The organism is Methylosinus sp. Ce-a6, from assembly GCF_009811655.1.
Lineage (GTDB): Bacteria > Pseudomonadota > Alphaproteobacteria > Rhizobiales > Beijerinckiaceae > Methylosinus.
On the sequence record NZ_BGJX01000008.1, the window covers coordinates 83,678 to 98,289 of the forward strand.

14 protein-coding genes and 1 tRNA gene are annotated in these 14,612 nt (G+C 65.5%); 5 read left to right on the plus strand and 10 right to left on the minus strand.

Annotated elements, in window-relative coordinates; all coding sequences use genetic code 11:
• Nucleotides 1-10 precede the first annotated feature (10 nt).
• Both Mspo_RS07695 and bfr read left to right on the plus strand, forming a co-directional pair.
• A complete protein-coding gene (locus Mspo_RS07695; protein WP_108917613.1) occupies nucleotides 11-247 on the plus strand; it encodes a bacterioferritin-associated ferredoxin in 237 nt (78 codons plus the stop codon).
• A gap of 33 nt (nucleotides 248-280) precedes the next feature.
• A complete protein-coding gene (gene bfr, locus Mspo_RS07700) occupies nucleotides 281-757 on the plus strand; it encodes a bacterioferritin (RefSeq protein ID WP_159728448.1) in 477 nt (158 codons plus the stop codon).
• Between the two features lie 11 nt (nucleotides 758-768).
• On the opposite strand, the gene Mspo_RS07705 is transcribed toward bfr, so the two are convergent.
• Together Mspo_RS07705 and Mspo_RS07710 are read right to left on the minus strand one after the other, a co-directional pair.
• Nucleotides 769-2,019 carry an MFS transporter gene (locus Mspo_RS07705; protein ID WP_159728450.1) on the minus strand — a complete coding sequence of 417 codons (1,251 nt, stop codon included), beginning with the start codon at nucleotides 2,017-2,019 and terminating at the stop codon, nucleotides 769-771.
• Nucleotides 2,020-2,023: 4 nt separating this feature from the next.
• Complete coding sequence (locus Mspo_RS07710; protein WP_159728452.1) at nucleotides 2,024-2,641, minus strand: helix-turn-helix domain-containing protein; 618 nt, start codon at nucleotides 2,639-2,641, stop codon at nucleotides 2,024-2,026.
• Between the two features lie 166 nt (nucleotides 2,642-2,807).
• Between Mspo_RS07710 and Mspo_RS07715 the strand changes: the two genes are divergently transcribed.
• On the plus strand, nucleotides 2,808-3,647 hold the full coding sequence (locus tag Mspo_RS07715) for a UDP-2,3-diacylglucosamine diphosphatase (RefSeq protein WP_159728454.1): 840 nt from the start codon (nucleotides 2,808-2,810) through the stop codon (nucleotides 3,645-3,647).
• Complete coding sequence (locus tag Mspo_RS07720) at nucleotides 3,647-4,744, plus strand: glycosyltransferase family 1 protein (RefSeq protein ID WP_159728456.1); 1,098 nt, start codon at nucleotides 3,647-3,649, stop codon at nucleotides 4,742-4,744. Before Mspo_RS07715 ends, Mspo_RS07720 begins: the two co-directional genes overlap by 1 nt.
• Here the strand turns inward: Mspo_RS07720 and Mspo_RS07725 are convergent.
• A complete protein-coding gene (locus Mspo_RS07725; RefSeq protein ID WP_159728458.1) occupies nucleotides 4,694-5,497 on the minus strand; it encodes a hypothetical protein in 804 nt (267 codons plus the stop codon). The genes Mspo_RS07720 and Mspo_RS07725 overlap by 51 nt on opposite strands.
• A gap of 213 nt (nucleotides 5,498-5,710) precedes the next feature.
• Between Mspo_RS07725 and Mspo_RS07730 the strand changes: the two genes are divergently transcribed.
• Nucleotides 5,711-6,493 carry a molybdopterin-synthase adenylyltransferase MoeB gene (locus tag Mspo_RS07730; RefSeq protein ID WP_159728460.1) on the plus strand — a complete coding sequence of 261 codons (783 nt, stop codon included), beginning with the start codon at nucleotides 5,711-5,713 and terminating at the stop codon, nucleotides 6,491-6,493.
• On the opposite strand, the gene Mspo_RS07735 is transcribed toward Mspo_RS07730, so the two are convergent.
• The 7 genes from Mspo_RS07735 to clpX all read right to left on the minus strand — a co-directional run bounded on the left by Mspo_RS07735 (nucleotide 6,477) and on the right by clpX (nucleotide 14,439).
• A complete protein-coding gene (locus Mspo_RS07735; protein ID WP_159728462.1) occupies nucleotides 6,477-6,827 on the minus strand; it encodes a RidA family protein in 351 nt (116 codons plus the stop codon). The two genes, Mspo_RS07730 and Mspo_RS07735, sit on opposite strands and share 17 nt — an antisense overlap.
• Nucleotides 6,828-7,306: 479 nt before the next feature.
• Entirely contained in the window at nucleotides 7,307-8,842 is a 1,536-nt protein-coding gene (locus Mspo_RS07740) for an acyl-CoA carboxylase subunit beta (RefSeq protein WP_159728464.1), read from the minus strand.
• Between the two features lie 56 nt (nucleotides 8,843-8,898).
• Nucleotides 8,899-9,555: a hypothetical protein gene (locus Mspo_RS07745; protein WP_159728466.1), complete on the minus strand. Its 657-nt coding sequence runs from the start codon at nucleotides 9,553-9,555 to the stop codon at nucleotides 8,899-8,901.
• A 73-nt stretch (nucleotides 9,556-9,628) separates the two neighbouring features.
• Nucleotides 9,629-9,704, minus strand: a tRNA-Val gene (locus Mspo_RS07750).
• A gap of 168 nt (nucleotides 9,705-9,872) precedes the next feature.
• On the minus strand, nucleotides 9,873-10,157 hold the full coding sequence (locus Mspo_RS07755; RefSeq protein ID WP_159728468.1) for an HU family DNA-binding protein: 285 nt from the start codon (nucleotides 10,155-10,157) through the stop codon (nucleotides 9,873-9,875).
• A gap of 300 nt (nucleotides 10,158-10,457) precedes the next feature.
• On the minus strand, nucleotides 10,458-12,884 hold the full coding sequence (gene lon, locus Mspo_RS07760) for an endopeptidase La (protein ID WP_159728470.1): 2,427 nt from the start codon (nucleotides 12,882-12,884) through the stop codon (nucleotides 10,458-10,460).
• 289 nt (nucleotides 12,885-13,173) lie between these two features.
• Nucleotides 13,174-14,439 (minus strand): ATP-dependent Clp protease ATP-binding subunit ClpX, encoded by a 1,266-nt coding sequence (gene clpX, locus Mspo_RS07765; protein WP_159728472.1) that lies wholly within the window; start codon nucleotides 14,437-14,439, stop codon nucleotides 13,174-13,176.
• Nucleotides 14,440-14,612: the final 173 nt, after the last annotated feature.

Below are 14,612 nucleotides of genomic sequence, written 5' to 3' on the forward strand. Positions count from 1 at the left end.
AGGTGCGGAGATGATCGTCTGCTCTTGCAATGTGCTCTCGGACGGGCAAGTCCGCGAGGCTCTCGGAGGAAGATCGGATCGGCCGAGCGTCGGAGCGATCTTCCGGCATATGGGGTGCGAGCCGCGATGCGGCCGATGCGCGCGAAACATCAGCGCGATCGTCGATCAGCATGCGGCGGTCCCTTCCGATCATTGCAGCGGAGCCGGCGAATGCGATAATTGCCGCGCAGACGAATTGGCTGCATGACCCGGCCGCATCGGCCGGGCGGGAGGGCGAGATATGCGCGGCGACGCGAAACTGATCGAATATTTGAATCGCGGCGTGCGCGCCGAGCTGACGGCCATCAACCAATATTGGCTGCATTACCGCATTCTCGACAATTGGGGCTTCAAGGAGCTCGGCAAGAAGTGGCGCCACGAGTCGATCGAGGAGATGGAGCACGCCGATAAATTCGTGCATCGCATCCTCTTCCTCGAAGGCTTTCCGAACATGCAGAGCCTCGATCCTCTGCGCATCGGCCAGTCGGTCGAAGAGATCATCCGCCTCGACCTCGCGACCGAGGTCGACGCGCGCGCGCTCTATCTCGAGGCGGCGGATTATGCGCTGTCGATCCACGACCGCGTCAGCAAGCTGCTGTTCGAGGAGGTCGTGCAGAGCGAGGAGCGCCACATCGACTTCCTCGAGACTCAGCTGGAGCTGATCAAGCAGCTCGGCGTGCAGCTCTACTCGCAAAAGCACGTGGGCGATCTCTCTTAAAGACAGATTCGTCAGGCGCTCGAATGCTCGGGCTCGGCGTGGGCTTTCCGCCCCGCCTCCGCCCGGGCGCGGCGAGGCGCGCAGAGCTGAGCCACGGCGCAAGAGAGCAGCAGGCCGACGAAGGCGACGGCGGCCATCGCCAGATAGCCGCGCTCGCCCGCCTGCGCATAGAGCGGCCCCGCCAGGAATGTCAGCAGGCTGGTTCCGCCCGCGATCGCCGCGGCGAGCCAGGCCTGCGATTGCGCGAGGCGCTCCTTGCCGCCGAGCTCGGCGAGCAGATAGGCCGGCCCGATCTGCACGGCCGCGCATGAGGCGCCGTGCAGCGCCTGCGCGAAGAAAATCCCGAAGGGGCCGGGATCGGCCGACATCAGCAGCCAGCGCAAGACGGCGCCGATCGCGCCGATGACGAGAAAGGCGCCGGCCTTGGCCTCGCCGCCGAACCAGCGCGCCGCCATCAGAAAGGCGACGACCTCGGTCGCGAGCGCCGCGACCCAGGCGAAAGCGACGAAAGTGTCGCTGTGACCCTGCTCCTTCCAATGCAGCGCGCCGAATGTGTTCACCATCGAATGGGAGCTCTGCACCAGCGCCGCGGCGGCGATGACCAGCGCGACGAGCTCCGGTCGCGACAGTCGTCCGCCCGCGTCGCGCTCGGCCCTGGGGCCGGAAGAGCCGAAGCCGATCAGCGAGCCGACGCAAGCGAGGCAGGCGAGAGCGGCGACGCAAGCGAGCAGCCAGACGATGTTATCGACCGCGAGCGCTCCCGCGACGGGCCCGCTCGCCGCGAGGAAGACGAGAATCGACATGGAGCCCCAGCCGCGCACCCAGGAATAGTGAAGCTGTGGCAGGCCGGCCTCGCGCCGCCGCCGCGCCTCGCCGAAGGTGACGCCATCGGCGAGCGGCGCCAGCGGCCCCTGCGCCAGCGCGACCATGGCGCCGGCGATGAGCAGCGGGACGAAGCCCGCGGACCAGCCCATCACCGCATAGGCGGCCGCCATCGCCGCCATGCAGCCGACGAGCAGCGCGCCATGGTCGCCGATCCGATCCGCCCGACGCGAGGCGGCGAGCATGGAGACGATGCGGATCACCGGCTGCGCCGCGAAAACGGCGGCGATCTCGAGAGCGTCGAGCCCGCGCGCCGACAGCCAGATGGCGAAGAAGGGAAGCTGCACGCCGACGATCGCATAGATGGACGCCTGCAGCAGCGACAGCCTGAGCTCGGCGCAGCGGTTCGGCGCCGTCTCGCGGCTCTTGAATTTCGTCAAACCTTCACTCCATAGCGGCGGCTTTGAGAATGCACACCATCGTCGCCTGGGCGGCGCTCGGCCCGAGATTGCGGATCACATGCGGACGATCGCAGCGATAGCGCAGCGTCTCGCCCGCGCGCACGGTCTCTTTCACGCCGGCGACCTCCACCTCGAGCTCGCCTTCCCGCAAGGACAGGCTCTCGACCGAGCCGCGCTGATGCGCCTCCGATTCGAGCACTCCCCCCGGATCGGCGGAGAATTCGTAGCACTGCAGCCATTCGACGGTCTTGATCCAGCCGATGATCGCCAGCCGGCACTTGCCGTCGTCGGAGACGAGGATCGGCGTGTCCGACCGGCTGGTCTTCTCCAGGAAGGGCTCGTCCTCCGTGGTCTGCAGCACGCGCTCGATCGAGACGTCGAGGGCCTGGGCGAGACGCCAGATCGTCGCGAGCGTCGGATTGGTCTCGTTGCGCTCGATCTGGCTGATGATCGATTTGGCGACGCCGGACTGCTGGGAGAGCTCCGACAGCGACAGATTATAGGCCTTGCGCAAACGCTGGACAGTCACGCCGAGCTGACCGGACAACGCCAACGCCCCCGCTTCCAGAATCTTTTGTTTTTCGCGGCCTTCCACGCCCATGACGTCCGCTCCATTCGACCCGGCCGCTTAGATAATCGAATTCGTTCGAAATATCGAACGAGAAATTCGCCACGACTCCGTCGATCCCGATGGGTGTCATCGTTACGCAACAAGAATCTGGTGGGAAGGAGGCGCTGCGGCACAATCAAGAGGCGGGCGCGTCGATATGACCGCAATGGATTCCTTGGCCGACTCGCAGAGCGCCCGGCGCTTCCGGACCCTGTTCTTGTCGGATCTCCATCTCGGCACCAGAGGGCTTCAAGCCGAGCTTCTGCTCGACTTTCTGAAGCATCACGACGCCGGCACCATCTATCTCGTCGGCGACATCGTCGACGGCTGGCGGCTGAAGAACGGCTGGTATTGGCCGCAGGCGCACAATGACGTCGTGCAGAAGCTGCTGCGCAAGGCGCGCAAGGGCGCGCGCGTCGTCTATGTGCCGGGCAATCACGACGAATTCGCCCGGGACTATACGGGCATGGAGTTCGGCGGCGTCGAAGTCGCCGAGACCGACATTCACGAGACCGCCGACGGCAAGAAGCTGCTCGTCATCCATGGCGATCAGTTCGACATCGTCGTTCGCCATGCGCGCTGGCTCGCCTTCCTCGGCGACTGGGCCTATGAGGCCGCGCTCTTCACCAACACCTGGGCCAATCGCGTGCGGCGCATATTCGGCGTCGGCTATTGGTCCTTCTCCGCCTGGGCCAAGCTCAAGGTCAAGAATGCGGTGAATTTCATCGGCGATTTCGAGCAGACGCTGGCGGCGGAAGCGGCGCGGCGCGGAGTCGACGGCGTCGTCTGCGGGCATATTCATCACGCGACGATCCGTCAGATCGACGGGATGCTCTATGTGAACACCGGCGATTTCGTCGAGAGCTGCACGGCGATCGCCGAGCACGCCGACGGCCGGTTGGAGATCATCCACTGGCAGAAGACCGCCAAGGAGCAGGCTGCGGCCGAGGCCGCGCAGCAGCCGCAGGCCGAAACACAGGCGAGGGCCGCCGCCTGATGCGGATATTGATCGCGACGGACGCTTGGCGTCCGCAAGTCAACGGAGTCGTGCGTTCCCTGGAGGCGATGGCGCGGGCGGCGAACGCCCTCGGCGCATCGATCGATTTCCTGACCCCTCAGGATTTCTCCTTCGTTCCAATGCCGACCTATCCGGAAATTCAGCTCGCCTTCGCTTCGGCAGGGGCGGTGGCGAAACGATTGGCGCAGGGCTACGACCACGTCCATATCGCCACGGAAGGGCCGGTGGGCCTCGCCACGCGCGCCTGCTGCCGTCGCCAGGGCCGGCGCTTCACCACGAGCTATCACACGCGCTTTCCCGAATATATTCACGCCCGCACGCGGTTGCCGGTCTGCGTGACCTATGCGCTGCTGCGGCGCTTCCATAATAGCGGCGCAGGGACGATGGTCTCGACGCAGACGCTGGCGCAGGAGCTTTCCGCGCGGGGATTCCGCCGGCTGATGCGCTGGTCGCGCGGCGTCGACCACGAGCTGTTTCATCCGGGCGCGGCGACAGATCTCGGCTTCGAGCGCCCGATCTATCTCTATGCGGGCCGGCTCGCGGTGGAGAAGAATGTCGAAGCCTTTCTCTCGCTCGACCTGCCCGGCACGAAGCTCGTCGCCGGCGACGGACCGGAGCGCGCGGCGCTCGAGGCGGCCTATCCCGAGGCGCGCTTCCTCGGCCTGAAGACGAGCGAGGAGCTGGCGACGCTCTACGCCAGCGCGGATGTCTTCGTGTTTCCGAGCCGCACCGACACTTTCGGAATGGTGTTGCTCGAGGCCATGGCCTGCGGCCTGCCGGTGGCGGCCTTTCCGGTGGCCGGCCCGCTCGACGTCGTCGGCGCGAGCGGCGCCGGCGTGCTCAGCGAGGATTTGCAGGCGGCCTGTCTCGCGGCGACGGATATTCCGCGCGCTGTTCCGCGCGCCCATGCGCTGACCTTCACCTGGGAAGCGAGCGCGCGGCAATTTCTCGGCAATGTGGCGCTCGCTCATCAGAACGGCGTCGAGGCGGCGGCGGCGTCTCAGGCCGCCTCCGGCAAGACCTGCTCAGCCAAACAGCCTGAGCTTTTCGTGCAGGGTGAGATGATCGAGCCGTGACAGGGCCGCGAGGCGCGGATCGACGATCTGCGCCGGCGCGGCCTTCGGCGGCGCGACCTCATCCGACCGGATCGCCCAAGCGACGGATTCCTCGAAGGCGATCCCATTGCACGCCGGCGCTTCGGCAAAGGCGGGGATGTCCCCGATCCCGGCGATCCGCTCCTCTTCGAGCCGGGCGACAGGCTGGGGCTCGAAGGCGACAGGCTTCTCCGCCACGACCGGCTCGACTTCGAGCGGGTCCGAATCGATCGGCTCGAACTCCGCTTGCGCGGCTTCGATCGGCTCCGCCGCGGCAACCGGCCGGATCGCGATGGATGCGGCGGAAGGCTCGGCGACTACGTAATCCGCCACGATCTCGACAGGCGCGGCGTCCGCGATTGCGCGAGACGCTTCATCCGACATCGCCGCCGGCGCATCGAGCAATTTGGAAAACTGCTCCGCCAGCGCGTCCGCCTGGGCGCAGAGCATCTCGTCGACGCCGCTCGCGCGCAGCGTCCGCGCGAATTCCTGCGCGCGCTCGACGAGGCGGCGCGGCAGGCGCCAATCGGCGGCCGCCTCCTGCGCCTCGACGCGCGCCGCGACGCGCTCCAGGCGATCGACGGCCACCACGAGCCGCTCCGTCTCCTCGGCGCGCTGGCGGCGCGCATATTCGAGCAGGAACCAGCGGCCGCGCACGGTCTCCATCACCGCGGCTTCGATTCGCTCATAGTCTTCGGGATAGAGGCCGGTGGGCGGAGCCGGTAGAGTAGTCATAGGCCGTCCTTGCGGGACAAGAAGCGCCGAATCGCGCATATTCAAGCAAAGTCTGCGACGCCGTTATATGCAAGCGCGAAAACGCCGTCGCGCTCGTCATGCGCGCGTCCGCCCGCCCTTCGTGGCGTTCCTCGGCGGCTTCATGGTAAAAGTATCGCGGCGAGCGCGACTGGGAGACAAGAGGCGCGCGAGCTTCGGCGCAGGAAAAACGACATGAGCCTCTCGGCCGAAGAAATCGAGCGCTACGCCCGCCATATCGTGCTGCGCGAGGTCGGCGGACCCGGCCAGCAGCGGCTGAAAAAAGCGCGCGCGCTCGTCGTGGGCGCGGGCGGCCTCGGCGCGCCGCTCCTCCAATATCTCGCGGCCGCCGGCGTCGGCGCGCTCGGCATCGTCGATGACGACGAGGTCTCGCTCTCCAATCTGCAGCGGCAGGTCATTCATCAGACGACCGCTGTCGGCCGGCTGAAGGTCGACAGCGCGCGGGAGGCGATCCATCGGCTCAATCCGCATGTGCATGTCGAGACCCATGCGCTGCGCCTCGACGAGCAGAATGCGCGCGGGCTCGTCGCCGGCTATGACATCGTCGCCGACGGCTCCGACAATTTCGCGACGCGCTATCTCGTCTCGGACGCCTGCTTCTACGAAAAAAAGCCGCTCGTCACCGCGGCCGTCGGCGGCTTCGACGCCTCGCTGACGACGCTGCGCCCGTTCGAGACCGATTCGACCGGCAAGCCCAATCCGACCTATCGCTGCCTCTTCCCCGCGCCGCCGCCGCCAGGCGCCGTGCCGAGCTGCGAGGAGGCCGGCGTGCTCGGCGCGCTGACGGGAATCGTCGGCGCGATGATGGCGCTGGAAGTGATCCGCGAGATCGTCGGCTTCGGCGAGGGTCTCACCGGGCGCCTGCTGCTCTTCGACGCCCGCTCCATGCGCTTCGAGACGCTGCGCTACGCCTATGATCCGGACAATCCGCTGACCGGCGTCACAGCGCAGCGATGACGGCGATCTCTATCCTGTAGTCCGGCGCGACGAGCTTCGCCTCGACGGTGGCGCGGGCCGGCGGGTTGCTCTTATCGACCCAGACGTCCCAGATGCTGTTCATCTCGGCGAAAGTCGCGATGTCCGCAAGATAGATCGTCGCCGAGAGAATCTTGGCCTTCTCGCTGCCGGCCTCCTGGAGAATCGTGTCGATGAGGCCGAGAATCTCGCGCGTCTGATCGGCGACCGAGCCGCCCTTGGCCGCTTCGGCGACCTGGCCCGCGGTATAGATCACCCCGCCATGCACGACGGCCTTGCTCATGCGCGCGCCGGCGCCGATCCGCTTGATGGACATATTTCGTTTCTCCGAGGGTTACGAGTATCGGGGCGGGAGGGCGGAGCGCGCCGCGCTTCATAGGCCAGGGCTATCCATCGACTGAAAATCTCTATCGTGCCTCTACATACACAAAGAGCGGGGACGGCCCTCGCCTCTCCCCACTCTTTGGTACCCGTCCTTTAACCGGACTCTTCCTTGGGCGCGTCTCGCGAGAAAAGGTGTGGAGCGTCTCGCGGATGTGCAGAGTTCCGGCGTCCTCCCCGACTTGGACCTCAGCCAGCAATTGGTCGAACGCTTTCTGCGTTCAAATGTTTTTAGCCAGCTCGGCGAAGGGGACATTATGACAGGCGGGGCGTTTTGTCATCCGAAAAAGCCCGTCGCTGGAATGAAATTGTGCTGAGGGCGCCCGCCTTCGGGGCAGGCTGTTCTCGGCTTGGGCGGCGGGCGCGCCGAGCGCCTGAAGGCCGCCGGCGCGCGCACCTGCCCGAACAGATGGGTCAGAGCGGGATGTTGTCGTGCTTTTTCCAGGGGTTTTCCAACTCCTTATGGCGGAGCAGGGCGAGCGCGCGGGCGATGCGCTTGCGCGTCGCGCTCGGCATGATCACCTCGTCGATATAGCCGCGCTCGGCGGCGACGAAGGGCGACAGGAAGCGGTCCTCATATTCCTTGGTGCGCTGGGCGATCTTCTCGGCGTCGCCGATATCGGCGCGGAAGATGATCTCGACGGCGCCCTTGGCGCCCATGACGGCGATCTGGGCCGAGGGCCAGGCGTAGTTCACATCGCCGCGCAGATGCTTGGAGGCCATGACGTCATAGGCGCCGCCGAAGGCCTTGCGGGTGATGAGAGTGACCTTGGGCACGGTGGCCTCGGCATAGGCGAAGAGCAGTTTCGCGCCATGCTTGATGAGGCCGCCATATTCCTGCGCCGTGCCCGGCAGGAAGCCAGGGACGTCGACGAAAGTGACGATCGGAATGTTGAAGCAGTCGCAAAAGCGCACGAAGCGCGCGGCTTTCTTCGACGCGTCGATGTCGAGCACGCCCGCGAGCACCATGGGCTGATTGGCGACGAAGCCCACCGTGCGGCCCTCGATGCGGCCGAAGCCGACGACGATATTCTTGGCGTGGGTCTCCTGAATCTCGAAGAAATCGCCCTCATCGGCGATCTTCGTGATGAGCTCCTTGATATCGTAGGGCTTGTTGGGATTGTCCGGAACGAGCGTGTCGAGCGAGGCGTCGAGCCGCTCGGCCTCGTCGAAGCTCGGCCACTCCGGCGGCTCCTCCTTATTGGAGGAAGGCAGGAAGTCGATGAGGCGGCGCATCTGCAACAGCGCCTCGACGTCATTGTCATAGGCCTTGTCGGCGATCGAGCTCTTGGTCGTGTGCACGGAGGCGCCGCCGAGCTCTTCCGCCGTCACCGTCTCATTGGTGACGGTCTTCACCACATCCGGGCCGGTGACGAACATATAGCTCGTGTCGCGCACCATGAAGATGAAGTCGGTCATGGCCGGCGAATAGACGTCGCCGCCGGCGCAGGGGCCCATGATGACGGAAATCTGCGGAATGACGCCGGAGGCCAGCACATTGCGCTGGAACACCTCGCCATAGCCCCCGAGCGCCGCGACGCCCTCCTGAATGCGCGCGCCGCCGGCGTCGAACAGGCCGATGATCGGCGCCCTGTTTTTCAGCGCCATGTCCTGCAGCTTGGTGATTTTCTGCGCATGGGTCTCCGACAGAGAGCCGCCGAAGACGGTGAAATCCTTGGCGAAGACGAAGACGGCGCGGCCGTTCACCGTGCCCCAGCCGGTGACGACGCCGTCGCCCGAGATTTTCTCGCCCTTGTCCATGCCGAAATCGGCGCAACGGTGCTCGACGAACATGTCGAACTCCTCGAAGGAGCCGTGATCGAGCAGCAGCTCGATGCGCTCGCGCGCGGTGAGCTTGCCGCGCGCATGTTGCGCGTCGATGCGCTTGACGCCGCCGCCGAGACGCGCCGAGGCGCGCCGCTGCTCGAGACCCTCGATGATATGTTTCATGGAACGATCGATCCTGCCGGTTGAGTGGAAACGCCGACGAGCCTCGGCGGCTGGTTTTACAGTCTGGGCGAGCCGAGCCGCCAGCGGGCGATCTCGGCGGCGGAGAGGAGATGGACGCGATCGGGCGAAGTGCGCTCGGCGAGCGCGATCAGATCGCGGCTCACGCCCATGGAGGCGCTGTAGCGGAGAAGCGCGCGGCGCATTCCTCCGTCGTCGTAATGACGCTCGCGCAGGACTTCGCCGCTCCTCGGGTCGACCCCGTCGACATAATTGAACATGCGATGCACGCCGACGCGGCTCTGGCGCGGGATCACCCGCTTGCGGCCGCCCATCAGCGCATAGACGCAGGCGGAATAGCAGCGCCCCGAGACGAGCGCGCCGACTTCGGACTCGACTCTCGCGACGATCACCGCCATGCCGAGCCGCCGCAGCGCCTGGCCGAGCTGCATGGAGGCGACGACGCGGCCGCCCGGCGAGTCGAGGAGGACGATGCTCCGAAGCTCCGTCTCGCGTCCCTGATCGCGCAGAAAACGCACAAAGGCGTCGGCCGTGTCCTCCACGATCTCGCCCTCCGCGACGATGACGCGCGGACAATGATCGCCGCAACCGGCGTTGGCCATTGTCGCGAGGTGGAAGGACATCTCCTCCGCATGCGCCATAGGCGACGCGACGAGCGCGGCAAGAGCGAGGAAAAGGACGGATTTTCGGCTCATGCTCTCGGCGCTGCGTCTTTATCCCCATATGCGGCCAATTCCCGCCCCCGCGGCTCTCTCCCGGATCGCGGCCTGGTGGGCGGTGACGGACTCGAACCGCCGACCCTCTCGGTGTAAACGAGACGCTCTACCGACTGAGCTAACCGCCCGCGCGCCGACCGGGATCGACGCCGCATTGTTTACGGGAGGGCGCCCCCGCCTGCAAGACGAGTCGCGCGAGCGGCGAAACGACAAAGCCGCCGGCGACGGTCGCGCCCCGGCGGCGAGCTGGAATTCCGGTCGAAAGGGGGGAAGCCGGAGGCGGCGGGAGCCTGCCTCTACTTGGTCTTGTTGAGGGCCGCCTTGAGCGTGGCGCCGGGCTTGAATCGGGCGCTCTTGGAAGCGGGGATCTTGATCTCTTCGCCGGTCGCGGGGTTGCGGCCCTTGCCCGCCGCGCGCTTCTTGACGGAGAAGGTGCCGAAACCGACCAGACGCACCTCTTCGCCCTTTTTGAGGGCCTTGGTGATGCCGTCGAGCACCGCGTCTATGGCGGCGGCGGCGGCGGCCTTCGACGTCTCGGTCGCCTCCGCGACATGCTCGACCAGTTCCAATTTATTGACCATGGTCTCATCCCTTCTGCTTTTGCCGGAGCCGGTCGTCGATGCGCCGTGAGCGCCGAAAATCGAGCGGCGTCGAATCGTTCGGACCCGGCACAGAGGAGTGATGTGCCGGAATCTCAGCAAAAGCAAGGGTTAGAAGAAAGCGCGACGCCGGAATCCCTGGAAATCCGGGCGCCTCAGCGCGAGACGATGGGGGAAACAGGCGGAAACCGGGGCCCCGAACGGGCCTCGACCGCCTTCGCGCGGAGGACGGCGGCCCCTCCCCCGCGGCATAGCCGAAGGCGGAGGGGCCGGCCGAAGCCTTCAGTGCGCGCGCACGCCGGCCGCGTCGTCCTCGACGACCTTGGCGGCGATCTGGGCCGCGGGCTCTTCCCAGACGATCGGCGTCGGCTGACGCACGAGCGCATGGGCGAGCACCTCATCCATGCGCGAGACCGGCACGACCTCGAGCCCGTTCTTCACCGAGTCCGGAATATCGGCCAGATCCTTGGCGTTCTCTTCCGGGATCAGCACCTTCTTGAGGCCGCCGCGCAGCGCCGCGAGCAGCTTCTCCTTCAGGCCGCCGATCGGCAGCACGCGGCCGCGCAGCGTGATCTCGCCGGTCATGGCGATGTCGCGGCGAACCGGAATGCCGGTCAAGATCGAGACGATCGTCGTCGCCATCGCCGTGCCGGCCGAAGGGCCGTCCTTGGGCGTCGCGCCTTCCGGCACATGCACATGGATGTCGCGGCGGTCGAACAGCGGCGGCTCTATGCCGAAATCGACGGCGCGCGAGCGCACATAGGATGCGGCGGCGGAGATCGACTCCTTCATCACATCCTGCAGATTGCCGGTCACCGTCATCTTGCCCTTGCCGGGCATCATCACGCCTTCGATCGTCAGCAGCTCGCCGCCGACGCCGGTGACGGCGAGGCCGGTGACGACGCCCACCTGATCCTCGAGCTCCGCCTCGCCATAGCGATATTTGTGGACGCCCAGATAGTCGGTGATGTTGTCATTGGTGACAAAGACCTTCTTGCCCTTCTCTTTGGAGAGCAGAATCTCCTTCACCGCCTTGCGGGCGAGATTGGACAGCTCGCGCTCGAGGTTGCGGACGCCCGCCTCGCGCGTGTAGCGGCGGACCAGCGTCAGCAGCGCCTCGTCGTCGATCGCCCATTCGTCCGCGGCGAGCCCATGCTTCTTGACCGCATTGGGGATGAGATGCTTGCGGGCGATCTCGGCCTTCTCGTCCTCGGTGTAGCCGGCGATGCGGATGATCTCCATGCGGTCCATCAGAGGCGCCGGGATATTCAGTGTGTTCGACGTCGTCACGAACATCACATTGGACAGATCGTAATCGACCTCGAGATAGTGATCGGCGAAGGTGGCGTTCTGCTCCGGATCGAGCACCTCGAGCAGAGCGGACGACGGATCGCCGCGGAAGTCCATGCCCATCTTGTCGATCTCGTCGAGCAGGAAGAGCGGGTTGGACGTCTTGGCCTTGCGCATCGACTGGATGATCTTGCCGGGCATGGAGCCGATATAGGTCCGCCGATGTCCGCGGATCTCCGCCTCGTCGCGCACGCCGCCGAGCGACATGCGCACGAATTCGCGTCCCGTCGCCTTGGCGATCGACTTGCCGAGCGAGGTCTTGCCGACGCCGGGCGGGCCGACGAGGCACAGGATCGGGCCGGTCAGCTTATTGGCTCTGCTCTGCACGGCGAGATATTCGAGGATGCGCTCCTTGACCTTGTCGAGGCCGAAATGATCGGCGTCGAGCACGCCCTGCGCCTGCTCGAGATCGCGCTTGATCTTGGACTTCTTGCCCCAGGGCAGCGCCAGCAGCCAGTCGAGATAATTGCGCACGACGGTCGCTTCCGCCGACATGGGCGACATCTGGCGCAGCTTCTTGAATTCGGCGACCGCCTTGTCGCGTGCTTCCTTGGAGAGCTTGGTGTTCTTGATGCGCTCCTCGAGCTCGGCGAGATCGTCCTTGCCGTCCTCGTCGCCGAGCTCCTTCTGGATCGCCTTCATCTGCTCGTTGAGATAGTACTCGCGCTGCGTCTTCTCCATCTGGCGCTTGACGCGCGTGCGAATGCGCTTCTCCACCTGCAGCACGGAGATCTCGCTCTCCATCAGCGCGAGGCACTTCTCCAGGCGCTTGGCGACGGAGATCGTCTCCAGCACATCCTGCTTCTCGGCGATCTTCACCGAGAGATGCGAGGCGACCGTGTCGGCGAGCTTGGAAAAATCCTCGATCTGCGTGACCGCGGCGGCGATCTCGGGCGACACTTTCTTGTTGAGCTTCACATAAGAGTCGAACTCGGCGATCACCGAGCGGCCGAGCGCCTCGACCTCCACGGGCTGGTCGATCTCGTCGCCGAGCGCTTCGGCGTCGGCCTCGTGATATTCATCGACGCGCGTATAGTTGCGCACCTTGGCGCGGCCGACGCCCTCGACCAGCACTTTGACCGTGCCGTCGGGAAGCTTCAGCAGCTGCAGCACATTGGCGAGCGTGCCGATCGAATAGATCGCGTCGGGCGCCGGATCGTCGTCGCCGGCGTTCTTCTGCGTCGCGAGCAGAATGAGGCGCTCGGACTTCGTCACCTCTTCGAGCGCGCGGATCGATTTGTCGCGCGCGACGAAGAGCGGAACGATCATATGCGGAAAGACCACTATGTCGCGCAACGGCAGAACCGGATAACTCTCGATCGCGCCGGGAACGATGGAATTGCGCTTTTCGTTCGTCATTTCTTTTTTCCTGTTCCGTTTCGCTCCCCGCCGAGGCGGGGCGAGGCGACGCTCTGACGCAGAGGGACGCTTCTGACGTTAAAGTGACGCTTGCAAGTTCCGGGCCCGACGCTCGGACGGCTCTCGATCCCGCCTTCCGCAAACCCGCTAGCGCATGAACGGCGTCGAAGGCGATCACGCAACAAATGGGCCCAGCGGCGGAACGATTCAAGATACTGGAAAAACAGACATATGCGACATGAGAGGGCGGGAGCGGCGAAAAAGGCGCGCTCCCGCGCCCAAAAAAGCGTCAGGCGCTGGCGCCGCCGCTCTTCTCGTTGCGTTCGGCGTAGATGTAGAGCGGACGCGCCTTGCCCTCGACGACCTCGGGCCCGATGACGACCTGCTCGACGCCCTCGAGGCCGGGAAGCTCGAACATTGTGTCGAGCAGAATGCCCTCCATGATGGAGCGCAGGCCGCGCGCGCCGGTGTGGCGCTCGATCGCCTTGCGGGCGACGGACGAAAGGGCCTCGTCCTGGAAGGTGAGCTCGGTGCTCTCCATCTCGAACAGGCGCTGATATTGTTTGACCAGCGCATTCTTCGGCTCAGTGAGGATGCGCTTCAACGCCTCCTCGTCCAGATCCTCGAGCGTCGCGATCACCGGCAGGCGGCCGACGAATTCGGGGATGAGGCCGAACTTCAGCAGATCCTCCGGCTGCACATGGCGGAAGATGTCGCCGGTGCGGCGCTCGTCCGGCGCCTGCACATTGGCGCCGAAGCCGATCGACGTGCCGCGACCCCGCGCCGAAATGATCTTCTCGAGGCCGGCGAAGGCGCCGCCGCAGATGAAGAGGATGTTGGTGGTGTCGACCTGCAGGAATTCCTGCTGCGGATGCTTGCGGCCGCCTTGCGGCGGCACGGAGGCGATGGTGCCTTCCATGATCTTCAGCAGCGCCTGCTGCACGCCCTCGCCCGACACGTCGCGGGTGATGGACGGATTGTCGGATTTGCGCGAGATCTTGTCGATCTCGTCGACATAGACGATGCCGCGCTGCGCCCGCTCGACATTATAGTCGGAGGCTTGCAGCAGCTTGAGGATGATGTTCTCGACATCCTCGCCGACATAGCCCGCTTCGGTCAGCGTCGTCGCGTCGGCCATGGTGAAGGGCACGTCGAGAATGCGCGCGAGCGTCTGCGCCAGCATCGTCTTGCCGACGCCGGTCGGTCCGATCAGCAGAATATTGGATTTGGCGAGCTCGACGTCGCCATGCTTGGCGGCGTGATTGAGGCGCTTGTAGTGATTGTGCACGGCCACCGAGAGCACGCGCTTGGCCTGCGCCTGGCCGATCACATAATCATCGAGAACCTTGCAGATCTCCCGCGGCGTCGGAATGCCGTCGCGCTGCTTGACGATGGACTTGTTCTCCTCGCGGATGATGTCCATGCAGAGCTCGACGCATTCGTCGCAGATGAAGACCGTGGGGCCGGCGATGAGCTTGCGCACCTCATGCTGGCTCTTACCGCAAAATGAGCAGTAGAGCGTGTTCTTCGAGTCGCTGCTGCCGACCTTGCTCATGTCTCGTCTCCTGACCGATCGGCCCGCTCTCGCGAATCGAACCAACCTCACTCGATATCAGCGAGGGCCTAACAAAAGGTGCAGGCAGGCACGGCCCGCCGCATTCCCCGCCCCAGCCTCCGGCGTCCACGCTGGAACCAGTCTATTAGCCCCAGCCCCCAATGCAACCACGG

Bases quoted from the DNA above. Each gene is read 5' to 3' on its own strand.
- Mspo_RS07740 (WP_159728464.1), bottom strand. From the start codon at position 8,842: ATGAAACATATCATCGAGGGTCTCGAGCAGCGGCGCGCCTCGGCGCGT.
- Mspo_RS07725 (WP_159728458.1), bottom strand. From the start codon at position 5,497: ATGACTACTCTACCGGCTCCGCCCACCGGCCTCTATCCCGAAGACTAT.
- bfr (WP_159728448.1), top strand. From the start codon at position 281: ATGCGCGGCGACGCGAAACTGATCGAATATTTGAATCGCGGCGTGCGC.
- Mspo_RS07735 (WP_159728462.1), bottom strand. From the start codon at position 6,827: ATGTCCATCAAGCGGATCGGCGCCGGCGCGCGCATGAGCAAGGCCGTC.
- Mspo_RS07715 (WP_159728454.1), top strand. From the start codon at position 2,808: ATGACCGCAATGGATTCCTTGGCCGACTCGCAGAGCGCCCGGCGCTTC.
- Mspo_RS07745 (WP_159728466.1), bottom strand. From the start codon at position 9,555: ATGAGCCGAAAATCCGTCCTTTTCCTCGCTCTTGCCGCGCTCGTCGCG.
- Mspo_RS07710 (WP_159728452.1), bottom strand. From the start codon at position 2,641: ATGGGCGTGGAAGGCCGCGAAAAACAAAAGATTCTGGAAGCGGGGGCG.
- Mspo_RS07755 (WP_159728468.1), bottom strand. From the start codon at position 10,157: ATGGTCAATAAATTGGAACTGGTCGAGCATGTCGCGGAGGCGACCGAG.
- lon (WP_159728470.1), bottom strand. From the start codon at position 12,884: ATGACGAACGAAAAGCGCAATTCCATCGTTCCCGGCGCGATCGAGAGT.
- clpX (WP_159728472.1), bottom strand. From the start codon at position 14,439: ATGAGCAAGGTCGGCAGCAGCGACTCGAAGAACACGCTCTACTGCTCA.
- Mspo_RS07720 (WP_159728456.1), top strand. From the start codon at position 3,647: ATGCGGATATTGATCGCGACGGACGCTTGGCGTCCGCAAGTCAACGGA.
- Mspo_RS07695 (WP_108917613.1), top strand. From the start codon at position 11: ATGATCGTCTGCTCTTGCAATGTGCTCTCGGACGGGCAAGTCCGCGAG.
- Mspo_RS07730 (WP_159728460.1), top strand. From the start codon at position 5,711: ATGAGCCTCTCGGCCGAAGAAATCGAGCGCTACGCCCGCCATATCGTG.